The sequence below is a fragment of the Cytobacillus sp. EB106-05-05-XG126 genome, from assembly GCF_058791715.1.
On sequence record NZ_JBYTDU010000003.1, the window covers coordinates 95,380 to 115,888 of the forward strand.

The window sequence follows — 20,509 nt, forward strand, 5'->3', positions numbered from 1 at the left end:
CTTGCAAATAGTTCTTTATTCTGCAAATAGAATCGCAAACTTGCAAATAGAGTATTTCATTCTGCAAATTGGATTGCAAACTTGCAAATAGAGTATTTGATTCTCCAAATAGAATCGCAAACTTGCAAATAGAGTTTTTCATTCTGCGAATAGAATCGCAAACTTGCAAATAGAGTATTTGATTCTGCAAATAGAATCGCAAACTTGCAAATAGAGTATTTGATTCTGCAAATAGAATCGCAAACTTGCAAATAGTTCTTTATTCTGCAAATAGAATCGCAAACTTGCAAATAGAGTATTTCATTCTGCAAATTGGATTGCCAACTTGCAAATAGAGTATTTGATTCTGCAAATAGAATCGCAAGCTTGCAAATAGGTTCTTCATTCTGCAAATAGAATCGCAAACTTGCAAATAGGGTTCTTCATACTGCAAATAGAATTGCAAACTTGCAAATAGGTTCTCATTCTGCAAATAGCACACTCCATTTCCAATAAAAAACTCCCCACTGTTAGTTTTACAGCCCGCTTAATTGGGAAATTACCTCAATAAAACCACTTGGAGGTAACCAGTATGCTTCAATTCATAGAATCCCGCTCTCCCTCTACCATCGCCCTCGCTTTCAATGGCAATGCAACAAAGGAAGATGCTGAAAAGCTGGATCAATACGTAAGAGAAAATTTTAAAGATGACCAGAAATTCAATATCCTGGCCATCATGACGGATGTAGACGGAACAACTTTCCAGGGAGCAACGGAAGGAATGGAATTTGATATAAAAAGGTGGAAGCAATTTAATAAATTTGCTGTTGTCAGTGATAAAGACTGGATTGGCACTGTATCAAAGCTCACGAACTACCTGCCTGGAATTACAGTCGAATATTTTGAAGGCCATCAGCTGGAAGAAGCGTGGGCCTGGATATTGAAATAGCCTAATAAGGGCTATTTCGATCGCAGAATATCGGGCAGTGACAACAGGGTTCGCAACCTGCTACACTAGTCCCCCTAAAATTCCCCACCTTGACACCACCGATATTTTCTGAAATAATAATAGACAATTAAATACTGGTACCTTTAATTCAGTCCCGTGAGGCTGACAAGGACAGCGGAAGTATGATGACCAATGGGTGAGGTGTATCCTGCCCAATGGTTCTTCATACAGGAAAAAGGCTTCTTGTCGGAAAACGGCGAGAAGCCTTTTTCTTTTTCCATCCACTTACTATCGAAGATCCTTCGGTACCAGTTCAAAAAACGATTGGAGGAATTGGTATGAAAAAAGTAGATTTGGATTTTTCGTTAGAAGCGGTACCTCAAGGGCATCGCAATGGATTTTGGAAAATGCTTGTGGTGATGCTCGGCCTGACCTTCTTCTCGGCCAGCATGTGGTCAGGCGGAACGCTTGGAACAGGATTAACGTTCATTCAATTTATCGGAATCGTTCTGGCAGGCAACTTGATTTTAGGTGCTTATACAGGAGCACTTGCCTATATCGCAGCAAAAACCGGCTTATCCACACATCTGCTTACCCGCTATGCCTTCGGTGAAAAAGGATCCTACCTATCATCCTTCCTGCTTGCTGCCACTCAGGTTGGCTGGTTCGGAGTTGGGGTAGCGATGTTTGCGCTGCCGGTTCAAAAAGTAACAGGCATTGATGCGTATCTTCTGATTGCGGTGGCAGGCCTCCTGATGACAGGCACAGCCTTCTTCGGCATGAAGGCACTGGCAATCTTAAGCTTCATAGCAGTACCTTTAATCACTATTCTGGGAAGCTTCTCCGTTTTTAAAGCAACCGAAACTGCAGGCGGACTGGAAGGGCTTATGCAATATCAGCCAACAGAGGCCATTAGTCTGGCAGCGGCTTTAACAATTTGCGTCGGCTCGTTTATCAGTGCAGGCACGCTGACTCCGGACTTTGCACGTTTCTCAAATACAAAGCGTTCAGCGGTAGTATCAACTGTCATCGCCTTCTTCATCGGAAACTCGATCATGTTCCTGTTCGGTGCAGTCGGTGCAATTGCAACAGGGCAATCGGATATCTCAGAAGTCATGTTCATCCAGAAGCTGATTTTCCCGGCGATTCTGGTTCTTGGTTTAAACATCTGGACAACGAACGATAACGCTCTATATGCATCAGGCTTAGGATTTGCGAGCATTTTGAAAATCCGAAAAGGAAAGGTTGTCATCTTCAACGGGATTGTCGGAACGATTGCGGCCATGTGGCTGTACAACAACTTTGTCGGATTCCTGACGATTCTGGGATCGACGCTGCCATCCATCGGAGCTATCATCCTGGCAGATTACTTTATCGTAAATCGCGGAGAATATAAGAAGTTTGCAGATATGAAGTTTAAGGCTGTAAACTGGATCGCCATTCTTGCCTGGGCAGCCGGGGTAGCCGCTGCAAATTTCGTGCCGGGGATCCCGCCAGTCAACTCGCTGTTAGGTTCAGCAATCATATTTGTCCTGGTATCAAAATTGGCTGCTTCATTACAAGGCAGAAATTCAATTCAGGAAGGGGAACTAAGAAGTGATTATTAAAAACGCGAAACTTAGAGGCCGGGAAGGCTTATGGAATATAGCGATACAAGATGGAAAGATTCATAGCCTGACTCAAGGGGAAGTGGATGCCGGCCAGGAAATTCTGGACGCTGCCGGATCCCTCGTTTCGGGACCCTTCATCGAACCCCATATTCACCTGGATACAACCCTGACAGCAGGAGAACCGGAATGGAACCAGAGCGGAACATTATTCGAAGGCATTCAAAGATGGGCACAAAGAAAAGAAACCCTGACACATGAAGATGTAAAAACAAGGGCGAAAACGGCTCTCAAATGGCAAATTGCACAGGGAATCCAGCATGTCCGCACACATGTGGATGTAACGGACCCCAGTCTGACTGCATTAAAAGCCCTGCTGGAAGTAAAAGAAGAAATGGCTGACTATGTGGACCTCCAGCTGGTAGCTTTTCCGCAGGAAGGAATCAATTCATATCCAAGCGGCGCAGAGCTCATGGAGGAAGCGCTGAAAATGGGAGCTGATGTGGTAGGAGGCATTCCTCATTTCGAGTTCACAAGGGAGTACGGCGTTGCTTCAATGAAAACGGCCTTTGATCTTGCAGAAAAATATGACCGCCTTGTCGATATCCACTGCGATGAAATCGATGATGAACAGTCGCGCTTTGTGGAAGTGGTGGCTGCGGAAGCCTATGAACGCGGATTGGGCAGCCGGGTAACAGCCAGCCATACAACGGCAATGGGTTCTTATAATGATGCTTATACCTACAAGCTGTTCAGACTGTTAAAGCTATCAAACATAAACTTTGTCGCAAACCCGCTCGTAAACATCCATCTGCAGGGACGCTTTGATACGTATCCGAAACGCAGGGGAATTACAAGAGTAAAAGAGCTGCTTGAAGCAGGGCTGAATGTTAGCTTCGGCCATGACGACATCTTCGATCCATGGTATCCGCTTGGCACCGGCAATATGCTGCAGGTGCTCCATATGGGCATCCATGTGTCACAGCTGATGGGGTATGAGCAAATCGTTAACTCGTTTGACCTGATAACAACTAACAGTGCTAAAACTTTAAACATTGATGAGAAGTATGGAATTGAAGAAGGAAAGCCGGCCAACCTGATTATTCTTGATGCGGAAAATGAGTATGAAGCGATCAGGAGGCAGGCAGCTGTCAAGTATTCAGTTAGAAATGGAAAAGTAATTGCTGAAACGAAACCCAGCCAGACCTCAGTGGTGTTTGGTGAAGAAAGAATGAATGTGGATTTTCATAAATGATAGAATGACTGGCTCAGACTGACTGGGTCAGTTTTTTTGGTATCCAGAAAATTATTAGAAAGTCCAGAAATTAATGTAATCGCTTACACTCCTTGTAGTAAAGAAGCTGAAAAGACAAGCTTTTCAAAATAAACATTTCGACTCTAAAAATATAGTAGAATATTTCGATAATCTAATATATACTAATTTTTATTAAAAAGTATGAAAAGTCTAAAAATAAGACTGTATCTTACTTTCATCTACATAAAAATCACAAGGGGGAAAAACAATGAAAGGCAAGTCTTCACTAGTTTTAAGCATTTTACTGATTCTTTCATTGCTGCTTTCTGCATGTTCCGGCAGTGGTGAAGAAGCATCAGGCGGCAGCAGCGGCGATCCAAAAGAGGGCGGTTCACTCATTTATGCCCGCGGTGCTGATGCGATTGGGCTCGATCCCATCAATGTAACGGATGGCGAATCCATCCGTGTAACTAGCAATATTTTTGAAACACTGTTTGTATATGACGAAAATCTTGAAGTCCAGCCGGGATTAGCGGAATCTCACAAAGTCTCTGACGATGGACTGACATGGACCATTACACTGAAAAAGGGCATCAAGTTCCAGGATGGAACCGATTTTAATGCAGATGCAGTCGTGTTTAACTTCGATCGGTGGATGGACCCTGAAAACCCGTACCACAAAGGGGATTTTCCATACTACCCTTTCTTGTATGGCGGCTTTAAAGGAGACCCGAACCATAAGATCGAGTATGTAAAAGCAGTTGATGAATCAACAGTAGAGTTTAAATTAACTGAAAAGACAGCTCCATTTATCAGCTACTTGGCTATTCCTATGTTTGGAATTGCAAGTCCGGCGGCGATCGAAAAGCATGGTGACAAGTTCTATCAACATCCAGTGGGAACTGGCCCGTTCGTATTTGAAAGCTGGAAAACTAATGACAAAATCGTCCTAAAGAAAAATGAAAATTATGCAGGCGAAGGTCCGTATCTGGATGAGCTGATTTTCCGTGTAATACCGGAGAATTCCTCACGTCTTACTGCTCTTCAAGCGGGTGAAGTTGATATCATTGATGGGCTGAATCCGGATGATGCCACGACCATTGAAGCTGATTCAAACTTAAGTCTTGTCAAGCGCCCAAGCTTTAACATCGGCTACATGGTTCTGAATACACAAATGGCGCCTTTCGATGATGTTAAAGTCCGCCAGGCAGTCAATATGGCCATTGATAAACAGGCGATTGTGGATGCGTTTTATAACGGCTATGCCGAAGTGGCGAAAAACCCATTCCCATCTGTGTTATGGGGCTATAATGACAGCATTGAGGACTACAAATTTAATGTGGAAGAAGCGAAAAAATTATTAGCGGAAGCAGGATATCCTGATGGATTCAAGACCCAGCTTTGGGCGATGAGCAACCCAAGGCCGTATATGCCGCAGCCGATGAAGGTGGCAGAAGCCATCCAGTCCGATCTGAAGAAAGTTGGCATTGAAGCCGAAATTGTAACCTATGAATGGGCAACGTACCTTCAAAAGTCTGGAAACGGGGAACATCCAATGGGCTTATACGGCTGGACAGGCGTTATGGCCGATCCGGATAACTTCCTGTTCCCGAACTTGAGTGCAACGAATACGGAGAAACCTGCCAGCAACCGTGCGTTCTATGAAAACGAAGAATTCACGAAGCTTTTGCAGGATGCCCGTGTAACATTTGACCAGGACGAACGGGCAAAGCTTTACCAGCAGGCCCAGGAAATTTTCCACAAGGATGCCCCATGGGTGACGCTTGCACATACAACACCGCCAATCGCAATGGCAGCCTATGTCCAGGGATTCACTGCACACCCAATGGAAGATGATGACTTTACAAAGGTTTACTTGACGAACTAACAGCCAGAGCCCCTGCGTTTGCGGGGGACTCTTTTCATATCTAAGGGAGGGTTTCACTGTGTATGAATTATTAAAAGGTTTATGTGTTATCGTAGGTCCAAGCGGTTTTGAACAGGACGTCCAACGATTTATCTTAAATGAAGTGAAGGATTATGTAGATGAATACCACGTCGATTCAGTCGGGAACCTGATTGTGAAAAAGAAAGGGAATAACCCGGATTATCCTTCGTTAGTCATTGCGGCCCACACCGATGAAATTGGGTTTATCGTGAAAAAAATCGAAAAGAATGGGTTAATTCGATTTGAGAAATTAGGCGGATTCGATGATCGTATTCTTTTATCATTGCCGGTTAAGGTCCGCTCTGAAAAAGGCAATATTGATGGAGTAATCGGAACCATTTCAGCCCACTATGTGAAATGGGATGATCCAAAACGCATTTCCAGCCACCGCGATCTTTATATTGATATCGGAGCCCGTACAGCAGAAGAAGCCGCGGAAATGGGAATCAAGATTGGGCAGCCCATCAGCTATGGCACCGAGTTTAAGAAAATAGGAAAAAACCGCGTTACGGGCAAAGCTTTGGACGACCGGGCAGGCTGTGCCCTATTGATTCATCTGCTCCAAAATATCGGAGGAAATGGGACTCAGCATGGCGACATTTACGGTGCCTTTACGGTTCAGGAAGAAGTTGGGTTAAGAGGAGCATCCGTTGTTTCTGCTGCTGTAGAGCCTGACTTTGCGCTGGCACTTGATACAACGCCAACCAGCGATACATTAGACGTGCTCATGACAGGCACGAGAATCCTTGGCAATGGCCCTTGCATCAAAATTGCTGATAAATCACTGATTGCCCACCCGCTAGTCACTCAGCACCTTGAAAAAGTGGCCGAAGAAGGAGATATCCCATATCAGCATGAAGTCTTCATGGGAATCGGAACAGATGCAGGCGCCATCCATATGACAAACAAAGGCGTCACAGCAGGGGTTATCTCCATCCCATCCCGCTATACACATACGCCGATTGAAGTAGTCGACTTGGACGATATGGAAAACTCCTACAAACTGCTGCACGACTTTGTGGTGACGTTGGATCAGCTGAAGGGGAAGACGTTTTTGGATACTTAATCTTATCAGAGAAGACAGGGGGCTTAGGCTCTTTGTCTTTTTTCTATAAAAAAAGCCGTTCGAAACGGACTATTTGCGGAATTCTCCCTCTATTTGCAGGATTGGTCATTCTATTTGCAGATTCCAGCAATCTATTTGCAAAATGAGCTTCTCTATTTGCAGGTTTCGCAATTCTATTAGTAATGTTCACACTCAGACATCACATCTGCCAAAATGGAATCAGTCTATCTTCTTAAAAGTGTTATTTTCTATTAAACCGGCAGTATCTGCCGTGTTGGATTGCTCCATTTGCAAAATTCCCACCTCTACTTGCAGGATTGGCCATTCTATTTGCAAATTCCAGCAATCTATTTGCAAAATAAGCTTCTCTATTTGCAGGTTTCGCAATTCTATTAGTAATGTTCACACTCACACATCACATCTGCCAAACCCTGTAACTGGAATCAGTCTATCTTCTTAAAAGTGTTATTTTCTATTAAAACGGCAGCATCTGCCGTGCTGGATTGCTCTATTTGCAAAATTTCTCCCTCTATTTGCAGATTAGCCATTCTATTTGCAGATTCCAGCAATCTATTTGCAAAATAAGCTTCTCTATTTGCAGGTTTCGCAATTCTATTAGAAATGTTCACACTCACACATCACATCTGCCAAACCCTGTAACTGGAATCAGTCTATCTTCTTAAAAGTGTGTTATTTTCTATTAAAACGGCAGCATCTGCCGTGCTGGATTGCTCTATTTGCAAAATTTCCCCCTCTATTTGCAGGTTTCGCAATTCTATTAGTAATGTTCACACTCACACATCACATCTGCCAAACCCTGTAACTGGAATCAGTCTATCTTCTTAAAAGTGTTATTTTCTATTAAAACGGCAGCATCTGCCGTGCTGGATTGCTCTATTTGCAAAATTTCTCCCTCTATTTGCAGATTAGCCATTCTATTTGCAGGTTCCAGCAATCTTTTTGCAAAATAAGCTCCTCTATTTGCAACATTCCCGATTCTATTAGTAATGTTCACATTCACGGGAAGAGGGCGGCCCGACTGGGATTAATCTGTCATTCACTTTATTAAAATCCATCAAACGTTTGATTAAATTTATAGCTAAAAACAAATGAATATTTTAACAATTTATAATTTTATGTTGAAATTACAGCGCTTACATTGTATATTGAATACGTATTCAAATACTAGAAATTTCAGAAAGATGGTGAGCGATTGGAGAGAATAGCTGTACTTGGGTGCGGCACGATGGGCCATTCAATTGCGCTTAATGCGGCCTGGGCCGGACTGAACGTAACCATGCAGGGAATCAGCGACGCCGACCTGGAACAGGGCTGGACCAACATGCTGAAGAAGCTTGAGGTTATGCTCAATAACGGTATTTTATCCGAATCGGAAGCTGGCCACATTCAGGAAAATATTAAAATGACTGTCTCTGTTGAAGAAGCAGTTCAGGGTGCTACTTTCGTGATTGAAGCTGTACCGGAAAACATTCAATTAAAGATTGACTTATTTAAGCGTCTTGACGCTCTTTGTGCCCCCGATGTCATTCTCGCAAGCAATACTTCAGGCCTTAGTCCAACGGAGATTGCTTCAGAGACTGCCCATCCGGAACGCACGGTAGTGACACACTTCTGGAACCCGGCACATTTAATTCCACTTGTCGAGGTTGTTCGCGGTGAGAAGACCGGCGATGAAGCAGTGGAAAGATCCTTTCAGCTTTTAAAGCAAATGAAGAAAAAGCCGATTGAAGTGAAAAAAGAGGTTCCCGGTTTTGTCGGCAATCGCCTTCAATATGCACTTTTCCGTGAAGCCCAATACCTTCTGGAGGAAGGCATCGCGAGCAAAGAAGATATTGATGATGCCGTTACTTACGGCATTGGACGCAGGCTCCCTGTTTCAGGCCCGTTGATGACGGCCGATATGGGCGGACTGGATGTCTTCTCCGCCATATCTGATTATTTGTTCCAGCACTTATCCAGTGCAGAGGAATCTTTGCCGGCACTAAAGAAGCTTGTGTCTGAACAGAAGCTCGGCGATAAAACGGGTGAAGGCTACTACAAGTGGGATGAGGCTTTTTCCAAAGAGTACAATCAGAAAAGGGAAGCTGAGCTGATCCGTTTTCTAAAGAAGGATCTGGGAATCCAATAAAGCTGATGGAGGAATGGCATGAAGAACTTTCCTGATCTGGAGAATAAATCGGTAATCGTGACAGGCGGAAGCAAAGGAATCGGAAGGGATATCGCCATGTCCTTTGCCGAAAACGGAGCGAAGGTTGTGGTCGTGGGCAGAAATGAAGACGCACTCCGCCAGACTACCGATGAACTGAAAAAAATTAACAACAATAGCTATTATGTTTCCGCTGATTTAAATAATGTCTCAGAGATTAAAAGAATGACAGAAGCAGCAGTGGATTATATGGGCTCTCTCGATGTGCTGATCAATAACGCCGGAATTAACCGGGCCAAGCCTGCCATGGAAGTAACCGAAGAGGACTGGGACCTGACGCTTGATACCAATTTGAAGGCAGCATTTTTCTGCAGCCAGAAAGCAGCCGAGTATATGATCCCGAATCAGTCCGGCAAGATTGTCAATATTGCTTCCCAGATGGCGTTTGTCGGCTACTACAAACGGGCGGCCTATTGTGCCAGCAAGGGAGGCATGGTGCAGCTGACAAAAGCGCTCGCGGTGGAGTGGGCATCACATGGCATCAATGTAAATGCAGTGGCCCCCACTTTTATCGAAACCGAGCTTACTTCAAAAATGTTCGAGGACAAGGAATTTGAAAAGGAAGTCTACGGCAGAATTCCGCTTGGAAAGCTTGCGGATGCCGAGGATGTCTCAGCCGCAACTCTATTCCTTTCTTCCAACCTATCAAAGTTCATTACAGGCGATACAATAAAAGTAGATGGCGGCTGGACAGCCATATAAATTTTTTTCCTCAATTTTGCATACGTATTCAAAAATAAAAACAGGAGTGATAACAAAATGGCAACTTTCTTAAAACAAGGCAAAAATGATCAAGAGGTACAGGAAGCAGATGTAAAAGTAAGAGAATCGGTGAGCGCCATTCTTAAAAATATCGAGGATAACGGAGATGCAGAAGTCCGCAAGCTTTCCGAGCAGTTCGATAAATGGTCACCGGAGCAATTCAGATTAACTGAAGAGCAAATCCAGGAGATCGTGGCATCTGTACCTGAACAAACAATCAACGATATCAAGTTTGCGCAGGAACAAATCCGCAATTTCGCTGAACATCAAAAAGCAGCATTGCAGGACATTGAAGTGGAAACATTGCCTGGTGTGTTCCTTGGCCATAAAAATGTTCCGGTAAACAGTGTTGGCTGCTATATCCCAGGTGGTCGCTACCCAATGGTTGCAAGTTCCCACATGAGTGTTTTGACAGCTAAAGTGGCAGGTGTTAAGCGCGTGATTGCCTGCACACCTCCGATTAAAGGGGAAATTCCTTCTGCAACGGTTGCTGCGATGCATCTTGCAGGCGCTGACGAGATTTACCTTCTTGGCGGAATCCAGGCGATGGGTGCAATGGCAATCGGAACAGAAACTATCGAGCCGGTTGATATGCTTGTTGGACCAGGAAATGCGTTTGTGGCGGAAGCGAAGCGCCAATTATACGGAAGAGTCGGAATCGACCTGTTCGCCGGTCCAACAGAGGTCCTTGTTATTGCAGATGAAACAGCCGATGCGGAAATGATTGCAACAGACCTTTTAGGGCAGGCAGAGCATGGACCAAACTCTCCGGCATGTCTAATTACAACATCTGAAAAATTAGCGAATGAAACAGTAACAGAAATCGAACGCCAGCTGGAGACTCTTCCAACAGCCGATGTTGCAGGAGCGGCATGGAAAGACTACGGCTCCATCATCTTAGTAGACAGCCTGGAAGAAGCCGTAGTAGAAGCGGATAAATTGGCTTATGAGCATGTGGAAGTTTTAACTGAAGATCCAAACTACTTCCTTGAGAACATGACTAACTACGGTGCACTTTTCCTTGGGCCTGAAACAAATGTGGCTTACGGTGATAAAGTAATCGGAACAAACCATACGCTTCCAACGAAAAAAGCAGCCCGCTACACTGGCGGACTATGGGTGGGCAAATTCCTGAAAACATGCACATACCAGAGAACAACTCCGGAAGCGAGTGCGAAAATCGGTGAATATGCATCCCGCCTATGTGACCTTGAAGGCTTTAAAGGCCACCAGGCACAGGCAGATCTTCGTGTAAAACGCTACAGCAGTCTCGTGAAGTAAGTAAAATCTGATATAATTTCTCTGTCTAGACTCGGGCAGGAGGAACATGCGTTGAAAAATAAAAAAGTGACAGCCATGGATGTCGCTCGATTGGCAGGCGTCTCCCAATCGAGCGTATCCCGGGCTTTTAGTGAAAATTCAAGTATCTCATCAAAAAAGAAACAGCTTATTCTGGATGCTGCCGAACAGCTTGGATATCAGCCGAATGCCATAGCACGGGGCCTGATTACCAATCAGTCCCGCATCATTGGTGTTGTCATGCGAAATATCCAGAACCCTTTTTATCCGGAAATCCTCGATAAATTTTACAGCAGGCTGGCCGAAAAAGGGTACAAGGTGATGTTTATCAACTCCCAGAATAACGAAATCCAAGAGGATGAAGTGAGCCATTTAATTGAGTACAGCGTTGAGGGGGCCATCATCACCGATGCGCTTTTGACCTCATCGACTGTGCAGAAATTTACACGCAATGGCATCTCGGTCGTCCTGTTTAACCGATATGTGAACGATTCCTTAAGCAGTGCTGTTGTATGCGATAACTTTGCTGCCGGGAAAAGGATTGGGCACTACTTGATAGAAAAAGGACATGAAAATCTCGCCTTTATCTCCGGACCGATGAATACATCAACAACAGTTGATCGAAAAAATGGCTTCCAGGAAGCTTTGGCAGAACACGGCATCTCTTCCTTTTTAACCGAAAACGGCCTTTATTCATATGAAGGAGGATTTGCTGCAGCCCAAAAATTACTGGAACGCAGTAAAAAGATAGATGCCATCTTCTGTGCAAATGATATATCCGCTTTTGGAGCAATGGATTATCTGAAAAAACAGGGCATCAGAGTCCCTGAGGATATCTCTGTTGTAGGCTTTGACAATGTGGCTATGTCAGATTGGTCATCTTATGAATTAACCACCTGGCACCAGCCGGTAGACGAAATGGTCGATTATTCGATTAACCTTCTTTTGGAGCATATTAATGGGGACACGGACACCCCTGAAATCCAAAGATTAGAAGGCCATTTGGTGGAGAGAGGATCCGTAAAGGACAGAAGGTAATGGAGAGAAGGCAGGGGTTTTCGGGATAGGAGGAACTTATGCTAAGTATGATTGGATTGCTAGGGGGAATCGGGCTTCTCATCTATTTAACGATGAGAGGGATGAACCTGCTGCTTGCTGCCCCTCTTTCAGCTTTTATTGTTGCAATATTCAGTGGATTGCCGATTTTCCCTCAGCTGGCAGGCGAGGGTGAGGTCAATTTTCTGACCAACTATATGAACGGTTTTGCCGGATTTATCACATCGTGGTATTTGATGTTCTTATTCGGGGCCATTTTCGGAAAACTTATGGAAGACAGCGGAGCAGCCGACAGTGTTTCCAAATGGATTATCGATAAAATTGGCATGAAGCGGGCAGCGTTAGCCGTTGTCATAGCCTGTGCGGTCTTAACCTATGGCGGCGTAAGTCTGTTTGTTGTAGCCTTTTCCGTCTATCCAATGGCATTGAGCCTATTTAAGGAAGCCAATCTGCCAAGAAGATTCATTCCGGCAGCTCTTGCCTTCGGTTCGACCACATTTACCATGACATCTGCCGGTTCCCCGGAGATCCAGAACTGGATTCCGATTGAGTTCCTGGGCACTTCCCCATATGCCGCCTGGGAAGTCAGCTTCATTGTTGCTGTCTTTATGATGGCATTTGGATACTGGTGGCTGAAGAAAATGATTAACAAGGCGATCCGCAATGGAGAAAAATTTGAGGCAAGAGAAACAGACTCTGCACTAATCCGTGAAAACTTGCCAAGCCCATTATTAAGTATGATTCCGCTAGTGGTCGTCCTTGTCATTTCATTTATTTTCCATGATTCATTGGCACAGTCAGCCTTGATTATTGCCTTATTGAGCGGCTGTTTTGCAACTTATTTTCTTAACCGTAAGTATTTCACGAATGTATGGGGAGCCGTATCAGAAGGAACCATCGGCGCATTGATTGCCATTGCCAATACATCTGCAGTTGTCGGCTTTGGCGGTGTGGCAAAAGCAACCCCTGCCTTTGCAAGTGCGGTTGATGCCATGACCAACATTCCGGGAAGCCCTTTAATCGGAGGAGCCCTGGCTGTTGCAGTCATTGCCGGTCTGACCGGCTCTGCTTCCGGCGGCCAATCGATTGCCCTGCCGCTTCTGGCTCCGCACTATCTGGATATGGGTGTCAATGCAAGTGAACTACACCGTGTTGTAGCGATATCATCCGGATCAATTGATTCCCTGCCGCATGGCGGTTACGTTGTGACAACCATCCGGGCGATCTGCGGCGAGTCCCATAAAGATGCCTATCCGGCATTTGGCGCATTGACAGTGATTGTGCCGATACTTGGTGTTATTTTAGCGGTCATTTTATTCTCGATTTTCTAAAGTGCATAGCAGAAAGACAGAGGGGTTCAGGCTCTCTGTCTTTCTTTCTATTAAAATCGTGTGGCATCTGCTGTGCAGGCTTGCGCTATTTGCAGAAATTCTGGGACTATTTGCAAGATGGGCCATGCTATATGCAGGTTCAACCGGTCTATTTGCAAAATAAGCATCTCTATTTGCAGATTTCCTGTTTCTATTTGTAATGTTCAAAACTCCGAAACTGGAATCAGTTTACTTTTTAAAAGTGTTATTTTCTATAAAACTTGGCGGCAAATGCTGTGCAGGCTTGCTCTATTTGCAGAATTTCTATCACTATTTGCAAGATGGGCCATGCTATTTGCAGGTTCAACCGTCTATTTGCAAAATAAGCATCTCTATTTGCAGGTTTCCCGTTTCTATTAGTAATATTCAAAACTCCGAAACTGGAATTTTTAAAAGTGAATTTCTTTTAAAATCGGCGGCATCGGCTTTGCGGAATTGCTCTATTTGCAGAATTTCTATCACTATTTGCAAGAAGGGCCATGCTATTTGCAGGTTCAACCGTCTATTTGCAAAATAAGCATCTCTATTTGCAGGTTTCCCGTTTCCATTAGTAATGTTCAAAACTCCGAAACTGGAATTTTTAAAAGTGAATTTTCTTTTAAAATCGGCGGCATCGGCTGTGCGGAATGCTCTATTTGCAGAATTTCTATCACTATTTGCAAGATGGGACATGCTATTTGCGGGTTCAACCAGTCTATTTGCAATATAAGCTTCCTTATTTGCAGGTTTCCCGTTTCTATTAATAATGTTCAAAACTCCGAAACTGGAATCAGTTTAATTTTAAAAAGTTTATTTTCTATAAAACTCGGCGGCATCGACTTTGCGGAATGCTCTATTTGCAGATATAGCATCTCTATTTGCAAAACAAGCATCTCTATTTACAGGTTTCCCATCCCTATTAGTAATGTATGTTCACACTCAGGCACCACACTGGAACCTATCTATCTCTTCAAAAGTGTTATAATTTAGAAAATTAAAATTACCGGAGGAGTTCCGTATGCCTCAATCCATTTCTGATAAGAAAGAGGACTTACTAAATGATGAGCACCTTAAAGTGAAAAACTGGATGACACCCAGCCCGTTTTGTATTCAGCCGGGGCAGACTCTGGCAGAGGCTTCAAAAATGATGGCGGATCTTCATCTGGAAAGCCTGCCTGTCGCAGATGAAAGCAATCGCTTGGTTGGAATGATCACTTCCAGGAAGCTGCTTAACTACTTCGCCCAGGGCAACCCGGGTGATGCTTTAATTGGCAGCATTCCCAAATCGAATCAGGCAGCTGTCCGGCCGGATGATTCCATTCTTGATATTATGTCGCTTCCGTACGACCAGCTTCCTGTCACGGGCGAAGATGGCGAGCTCCTTGGCATTCTGACAGCCAGAGATATTTTGGATGGGCTCTCCAAATACCTGTATAAGCTAAGGCAGCAGCATAATTCCGCGGGTGCACTTGGCGCCATTTTGGAGAGTGCCTATGAGGGAATAGCGGTTGTCGATGAAAACGGCATTCTGCAGGAATTTAACGAAGCCTATAGCCGTTTTACCGGCATAACGCGGGAGGATGCAATTGGCAGGCATGTCACAGAGGTAATTGATAACACACATCTTCATGAAACGGTAAAGACCGGAATTGCTGAACGGGGGGTTCTGCAGAACATCCAGGGACATGACATGGTGGTGCACCGGATTCCCCTCTGGAAGGAAGGACGGATTGCCGGCGCCATCGGAATGCTGATTTTTGAGGGAGTCACAGAAGTTTATAAAATCTATGAAAAACTGCAGGAAAATCAAGAGGCCAAGCCGGATCTTTTCACAAAGAAAAAGGAAAATGACAGCCGTGTTACCCTTGACCAGATCATTGGGAAAAGTGAAGGAATTACGGAAGTGAAGCGGATGGCACGGAAGGCTGCCAGGACTGCGGCTACTGTCCTTATAACAGGAGAAAGCGGGACGGGAAAAGAGATGTTCGCCAAGAGCATTCATCACCTCAGCCCATTTTCCACCGGGCCTTTCATCAGTGTTAACTGCGGGGCCATTCCGGAGCATTTATTCGAGTCTGAACTGTTTGGCTATGAAGAAGGCGCCTTTACCGGGGCGAAAAAAGGCGGAAAGCCCGGGAAGTTTGAGCTTGCAGACAACGGCACGATTTTTCTCGATGAAATCGGAGAGATGCCGCTTGTCATGCAGACCAAGCTGCTGCGGGTCCTGCAGGAAAAGGAAGCTGAACGTGTCGGCGGTGTGAAAAAGTATCAGATAAATGTCCGAGTTATTGCCGCGACAAACCGCAACCTTATGCAAATGGTTGAAACCGGGGAATTCCGGGAGGATCTTTATTACCGGCTGAACATCATCCAGCTCCATATCCCTCCGCTGCGGGAACGGAAAAAGGATATTCCTGTCCTGCTGGTCCATTATCTGAAGGAAATCTGTGAGCGGTACCAGACACCTGGAAAACTATTTACATCTGAGGCGGTGAACGCTTTTGTCCAGCATCCGTGGAGAGGGAATATCCGGGAGATGGTGAATACGGTGGAACAGCTGGTGACACTGGTTGATGGGAAGGTCATTGACTATCATCATTTACCGGAGATGCTGAGAAAGCCGGAACCCACTCTGCAAAAAGTGAATCGGGCTGCAGGGTCTATTGAGGAAGCTAAATTACTGGGCAGCCAAAGAGAGTCTGAAATTATTCTGGATGCATTAAGAAGAGCAGGAGGAAATAAATCGAGAGCTGCCGATTTGCTTGGAATTCATCGGACAACTCTCTATCAAAAACTGAAAAAGCATAGAATAACCTGAATGCAGTGTAGTGGCTTCGCTACAAAAAATCTACAACTGTAGTGTAGTGGCTACACTATTGCAGATAGAAAACACTGACTTTACTGGGTTTCAAAGTTGGCACGCTCCTTGCAAGTATAAGTAGTAATAGAACAAAAGGGGTGGAATGTCCAATGGAGAAACCAGCAGTTTTCCGGGTGCCGGAAGCGATTTTTTATGGAAGGGGCTCTTCCGAAAAAGTTGGTGCTGAAGCGGCGGCTAGAGGGAAAAACGCGTTAATAATCAGTGATAAAATAATGGATCAGCTTGGATATGTAAGTGAATGCAGAACCTATCTTCAGGAGGCGGGCGTACAAAGTGAGGTCTATCTGGGGGTCGCATCAGAGCCTACTGACGAGTATGTAGCAGAAGCGCTCGAGCTATTACAAAAACAGCAATGTGACCTGGTTATTTCAGTAGGCGGCGGCAGCTGTATCGATACGGCAAAAGCCATAGCGGTTTTAGCAGCAAATGGCGGCTATATCGGCGAGTATATGGGAGGAAAGAAACTTGCACAGAATGCACCGGTTCCTCACATAGCGATTCCGACAACAGCCGGGACTGGCTCTGAGGCGACAGATGTAACCGTCATCACAAATTCATCCAATGATGTCAAAATGATGATCAAACAGCCTGCGTTTATGCCGAGCGTGGCAATTGTCGATCCGCTGCTTACCCTTTCATCACCGAAGAATGTAACATCCGCAACCGGGGTTGATGCCCTAAGCCACGCGGTTGAAGCGTATCTCTCCAAAAAGGCACATCCGATGACAGACACAATAGCGATTTCGGCCATGAAACTGATCGTGGAAAATATTTTAACCGCTTACAATGTGGGGGACAATGTCGATGCCAGGGAGGCAATGAGCCTTGGGTCCCTGCAGGCTGGAATGGCGTTTTCAAACGCATCTGTATGCCTTGTGCATGGAATGAGCCGTCCAATTGGCGCGTTATTCCATGTTCCTCATGGAATCTCGAATGCCATGCTTCTGCCGGCTGTTCTTGAATTCAGCCAGGAAGCATGTGTGGACCGCTTAGCGGACATAGGAAGAGTTTTTCAGCCAGATAATGAAAGCCTTACTAATGAAGAAGCTGCAGAAGTGGCTGTTCAATCCGTCAAAGAGCTTTGCCGAAAATTAAATATTCCTAACTTAAGGGGATGGGGAATAGACGAGGAAGCCTTTACGAATGCGGTTGGCAAAATGGCAGACGACGCGATCGACAGCGGCAGCCCGGGCAACAATCCAAGGGTTCCGGCTAAGAGCGAACTCGAAGAGCTTTACCATGTTTGCTATGATTATCAGTTTTCCTCTGAAACCGAGAAAGTGTAACAGGGGGGATAAACAGATGATCGGAATGCTGGGGTTAATCGCTTCACTGCTTCTATTAATGTATTTAACTATGAAAGGCGTAAATATTATTATTGCCGCCATCATCAGTGCAGTTGTGGTTGCTCTTACAGGAGGGCTTAACCTTGAGACAGCCCTGACAGAGCATTACATGACAGGCTTTACAGGCTATTTTTACTCGTGGTTCCTCATCTTTTTATTGGGTGCCATATTCGGAAAAATCATGCAGGTAACCAAGGCGGCTGACAGCATTGCGAATTGGGTCAAGGATACACTTGGGCCATCAAGAGCGGTATTTGCAGTCGTGGCGGCAGCAGCCATCATGACTTACGGAGGCGTCAGCTTGTTTGTTGTAGGCTTCGCCGTTTATCCAATTGCTGTGTCACTATTTAAAGTGGCCAACCTGCCGCATCGTTTTATCCCGGCGGCATTGGTGTTCGGATCCATATCTTTTACGATGACAGCACCGGGCTCGCCTGAAATCCAAAATTTAATTCCGACAGAGTTTTTCGGAACAAAGCCGACAGCGGGCGGAATCATCGGGGTGTTAATGGCCCTTTTGATCATGGTAATAGGCGGTATTCTGCTTAGCCGGATGGTGAAAAAAGCGGTCAAAAATGGCGAGGTATTCTCCTTGCCGAATCAGCCGTCCGGTGCCAATGAGTCGGCAGCAGCTCTTGAATCGGAGCTGGAAATGCAAAGGCCAAATGCTGCTCCAGCAGGGAAAGACTATCCGCATGTGATCATGGCCATCTTACCGCTGGCCTCAGTAATTGTGATTTTAAATACGGCAGCCAACTTAACTTCCTCGACGGCGGCCGCATTAATCTCTCTGACAAGCGGCATCGTTCTGGCATGTGTATTGATGATGAAATATTTAGTAGGGTTCTGGGAGGCGCTTGCCAAGGGTGCCCAGGATGCTTTAGTTGCCGCAGCTAATACATGTGCGGTTGTAGGCTTCGGAAGTGTTGCGGCTCAGGTTGCTGCGTTTGACACCTTTGTAGATGCACTGGTAAATATCCCGGGACCGCCGTTAATGGGACTGGGGATTGCCGTTACCCTGATATGCGGTATTACCGGGTCGGCATCAGGCGGCTTAGGAATTGCGCTGCCGATTCTGGCGCCAATGTATCTGTCGCAAGGACTGGACCCTGGTGCCATGCATAGAATTTCGGCCCTTGCATCCGGCGGACTGGACTCACTGCCGCATAATGGCTATGTCGTGACAACAATCCGGGCGATATGCGGAGAAACCCATAAACGCTCCTATTGGCCAATATTCATTCTAAGTGTAGCAATGCCAACGGCTGTACTATTCCTGGCAATATTCTTATATTCAATCTTTTAATTTCGAAAGGGGATTTTACTTATGACAGCGACAACAACAACGGTATTAAAAAACTTTATCAATGGCGAATGGGTGGACGCCAATACTGATAAATTTGAAGTGGTGCCAAATCCAGCAACAGGCGAGGAGCTTGCCCGTACACCGATTTCCACACGTGAAGATGTCGACAATGCTGTACAGGCAGCCAAGGAAGCTTTTAAAGTCTGGAGTAAAACGCCGGTGCCAAAAAGAGCGAGAATTCTATTTAAATACCAGCAGCTTTTAATAGATAACTGGGACGAGCTGGCAAAGCTCATTACTCAGGAAAACGGAAAGAACTATAAAGAAGCCTATGGCGAGGTGCAGCGCGGAATAGAATGTGTGGAATTCGCTGCAGGTGCTCCATCTCTCATGATGGGCAAGCAGCTTCCTGATATTGCGACAAACATTGAATCAGGCATGTACCGCTATCCGGTCGGAGTCATTGGCGGCATCACACCTTTCAACTTCCCGATGATGGTTCCATGCTGGATGTTCCCGCTAGCGATTGCCTGCGGCAACACATTTGTATTAAAGCCATCTGAAAGAACGCCAATCCTCGCTAACCGCCTGGCAGAGCTGTTCACAGAAGCGGGCCTTCCGGCTGGCGTATTCAATATTGTTCATGGTGCCCATGACGTAGTAAACAGCCTGATCGACCATAAGGATGTACCGGCAATTTCATTCGTTGGCTCCCAGCCTGTTGCCGAGTACATCTATAAATCAGCTACAGCAAAAGGCAAACGCGTCCAGGCGCTGGCTGGTGCTAAGAACCACTCGATCGTGCTGCCTGATGCAGACCTTGATGGCGCAGTTAAGGAAATTATCGCTGCTGCATACGGTTCAGCTGGTGAAAGGTGCATGGCCTGCTCTGTAGTAGTAGCCGTGGATTCCATTGCCGACGAGCTTGTTGCGAGGTTAAATGAACAGGCGAGTCAGCTGACAATCGGAAACGGTTTGGATGAAAATGTATTCCTTGGCCCAGTCATCCGCCAGGAAAACAAGGAACGCACAAGCAACTACATTGAAATTGGCGAAAAAGAAGGAGCAAAACTTGTCCGTGATGGCCGCAAAGACGAAGCATACCACGAAAACGGCTACTTCATCGGGCCAACGATTTTTGATAATGTGGATCCATCAATGAAAATCTGGAAAGAAGAAATTTTCGCACCGGTACTTTCTGTGGTGCGTGTAAAAAATCTTGAAGAAGCAATCGAGCTTACGAACAAATCCGACTTTGGAAACGGTGCATGCCTATTCACTGACAGCGGAAGCAGTGTCCGCTACTTCAGAGAAAACATCGAGGTCGGTATGCTCGGAGTGAACATCGGAGTACCGGCACCAATGGCCTTCTTCCCATTCTCCGGCTGGAAAAACTCCTTCTATGGAGACCTTCACGCAAACGGAACGGATGGAGTGGAATTCTATACAAGAAGAAAGATGCTGACTGCACGCTGGTAA

At 45.5% G+C, this 20,509-nt stretch carries 16 protein-coding genes; 14 read left to right on the forward strand and 2 right to left on the reverse strand.

Annotation, left to right across the window (positions count from 1 at the left end; all coding sequences use genetic code 11):
• Positions 1 to 571 precede the first annotated feature (571 nt).
• The 5 genes from AC3WTL_RS13560 to AC3WTL_RS13580 all read left to right on the forward strand — a co-directional run bounded on the left by AC3WTL_RS13560 (position 572) and on the right by AC3WTL_RS13580 (position 6,804).
• Positions 572 to 928 carry a SpoIIAA family protein gene (locus AC3WTL_RS13560; protein WP_048009177.1) on the forward strand — a complete coding sequence of 119 codons (357 nt, stop codon included), beginning with the start codon at positions 572 to 574 and terminating at the stop codon, positions 926 to 928.
• 338 nt (positions 929 to 1,266) lie between these two features.
• On the forward strand, positions 1,267 to 2,535 hold the full coding sequence (gene codB, locus AC3WTL_RS13565) for a cytosine permease (RefSeq protein WP_492369533.1): 1,269 nt from the start codon (positions 1,267 to 1,269) through the stop codon (positions 2,533 to 2,535).
• The gene (locus AC3WTL_RS13570) at positions 2,525 to 3,790 is read left to right on the forward strand and encodes a cytosine deaminase (RefSeq protein ID WP_492369534.1); all 1,266 of its coding nucleotides are present in this window, start codon (positions 2,525 to 2,527) and stop codon (positions 3,788 to 3,790) included. The genes codB and AC3WTL_RS13570 overlap by 11 nt, the downstream gene beginning before the upstream one ends.
• A gap of 268 nt (positions 3,791 to 4,058) precedes the next feature.
• A complete protein-coding gene (locus AC3WTL_RS13575; RefSeq protein WP_248349889.1) occupies positions 4,059 to 5,678 on the forward strand; it encodes an ABC transporter substrate-binding protein in 1,620 nt (539 codons plus the stop codon).
• Between the two features lie 58 nt (positions 5,679 to 5,736).
• Positions 5,737 to 6,804: a M42 family metallopeptidase gene (locus AC3WTL_RS13580; protein ID WP_492369535.1), complete on the forward strand. Its 1,068-nt coding sequence runs from the start codon at positions 5,737 to 5,739 to the stop codon at positions 6,802 to 6,804.
• Positions 6,805 to 7,247: 443 nt separating this feature from the next.
• Here the strand turns inward: AC3WTL_RS13580 and AC3WTL_RS13585 are convergent, their stop codons facing one another.
• A complete protein-coding gene (locus AC3WTL_RS13585; RefSeq protein ID WP_492369536.1) occupies positions 7,248 to 7,439 on the reverse strand; it encodes a hypothetical protein in 192 nt (63 codons plus the stop codon).
• A gap of 578 nt (positions 7,440 to 8,017) precedes the next feature.
• On the opposite strand from AC3WTL_RS13585, the gene AC3WTL_RS13590 reads away from it, so the two are divergent.
• Genes AC3WTL_RS13590 through AC3WTL_RS13610 form a run of 5 tightly spaced genes read left to right on the forward strand, consistent with a single transcriptional unit; the run spans position 8,018 to position 13,479 of the window.
• Positions 8,018 to 8,953, forward strand: coding sequence for a 3-hydroxyacyl-CoA dehydrogenase family protein (locus tag AC3WTL_RS13590; RefSeq protein ID WP_492369537.1), 936 nt, complete (start codon positions 8,018 to 8,020; stop codon positions 8,951 to 8,953).
• Between the two features lie 18 nt (positions 8,954 to 8,971).
• Entirely contained in the window at positions 8,972 to 9,733 is a 762-nt protein-coding gene (locus AC3WTL_RS13595) for an SDR family NAD(P)-dependent oxidoreductase (RefSeq protein ID WP_492369538.1), read from the forward strand.
• A 57-nt stretch (positions 9,734 to 9,790) separates the two neighbouring features.
• Positions 9,791 to 11,074 carry a histidinol dehydrogenase gene (gene hisD / locus AC3WTL_RS13600; protein WP_252220219.1) on the forward strand — a complete coding sequence of 428 codons (1,284 nt, stop codon included), beginning with the start codon at positions 9,791 to 9,793 and terminating at the stop codon, positions 11,072 to 11,074.
• A 51-nt stretch (positions 11,075 to 11,125) separates the two neighbouring features.
• Positions 11,126 to 12,130 carry a LacI family DNA-binding transcriptional regulator gene (locus AC3WTL_RS13605; protein WP_252220216.1) on the forward strand — a complete coding sequence of 335 codons (1,005 nt, stop codon included), beginning with the start codon at positions 11,126 to 11,128 and terminating at the stop codon, positions 12,128 to 12,130.
• Between the two features lie 38 nt (positions 12,131 to 12,168).
• Entirely contained in the window at positions 12,169 to 13,479 is a 1,311-nt protein-coding gene (locus tag AC3WTL_RS13610) for a GntP family permease (RefSeq protein ID WP_252220213.1), read from the forward strand.
• Positions 13,480 to 13,884: 405 nt separating this feature from the next.
• On the opposite strand, the gene AC3WTL_RS13615 is transcribed toward AC3WTL_RS13610, so the two are convergent.
• The gene (locus tag AC3WTL_RS13615; RefSeq protein WP_492369539.1) at positions 13,885 to 14,271 is read right to left on the reverse strand and encodes a hypothetical protein; all 387 of its coding nucleotides are present in this window, start codon (positions 14,269 to 14,271) and stop codon (positions 13,885 to 13,887) included.
• A gap of 244 nt (positions 14,272 to 14,515) precedes the next feature.
• Here AC3WTL_RS13615 and AC3WTL_RS13620 point away from each other — a divergent pair, with 244 nt between their 5' ends.
• The 4 genes from AC3WTL_RS13620 (at position 14,516) to AC3WTL_RS13635 (ending at position 20,509) form a co-directional block, all read left to right on the forward strand.
• Complete coding sequence (locus AC3WTL_RS13620; protein WP_492369540.1) at positions 14,516 to 16,315, forward strand: sigma 54-interacting transcriptional regulator; 1,800 nt, start codon at positions 14,516 to 14,518, stop codon at positions 16,313 to 16,315.
• A gap of 152 nt (positions 16,316 to 16,467) precedes the next feature.
• Positions 16,468 to 17,664, forward strand: a complete 1,197-nt coding sequence (locus AC3WTL_RS13625) for an iron-containing alcohol dehydrogenase (RefSeq protein ID WP_492369541.1) — start codon at positions 16,468 to 16,470, stop codon at positions 17,662 to 17,664.
• A gap of 16 nt (positions 17,665 to 17,680) precedes the next feature.
• Entirely contained in the window at positions 17,681 to 19,030 is a 1,350-nt protein-coding gene (locus AC3WTL_RS13630; RefSeq protein ID WP_492369542.1) for a GntP family permease, read from the forward strand.
• A gap of 21 nt (positions 19,031 to 19,051) precedes the next feature.
• Positions 19,052 to 20,509, forward strand: coding sequence for a CoA-acylating methylmalonate-semialdehyde dehydrogenase (locus tag AC3WTL_RS13635; RefSeq protein ID WP_197217825.1), 1,458 nt, complete (start codon positions 19,052 to 19,054; stop codon positions 20,507 to 20,509).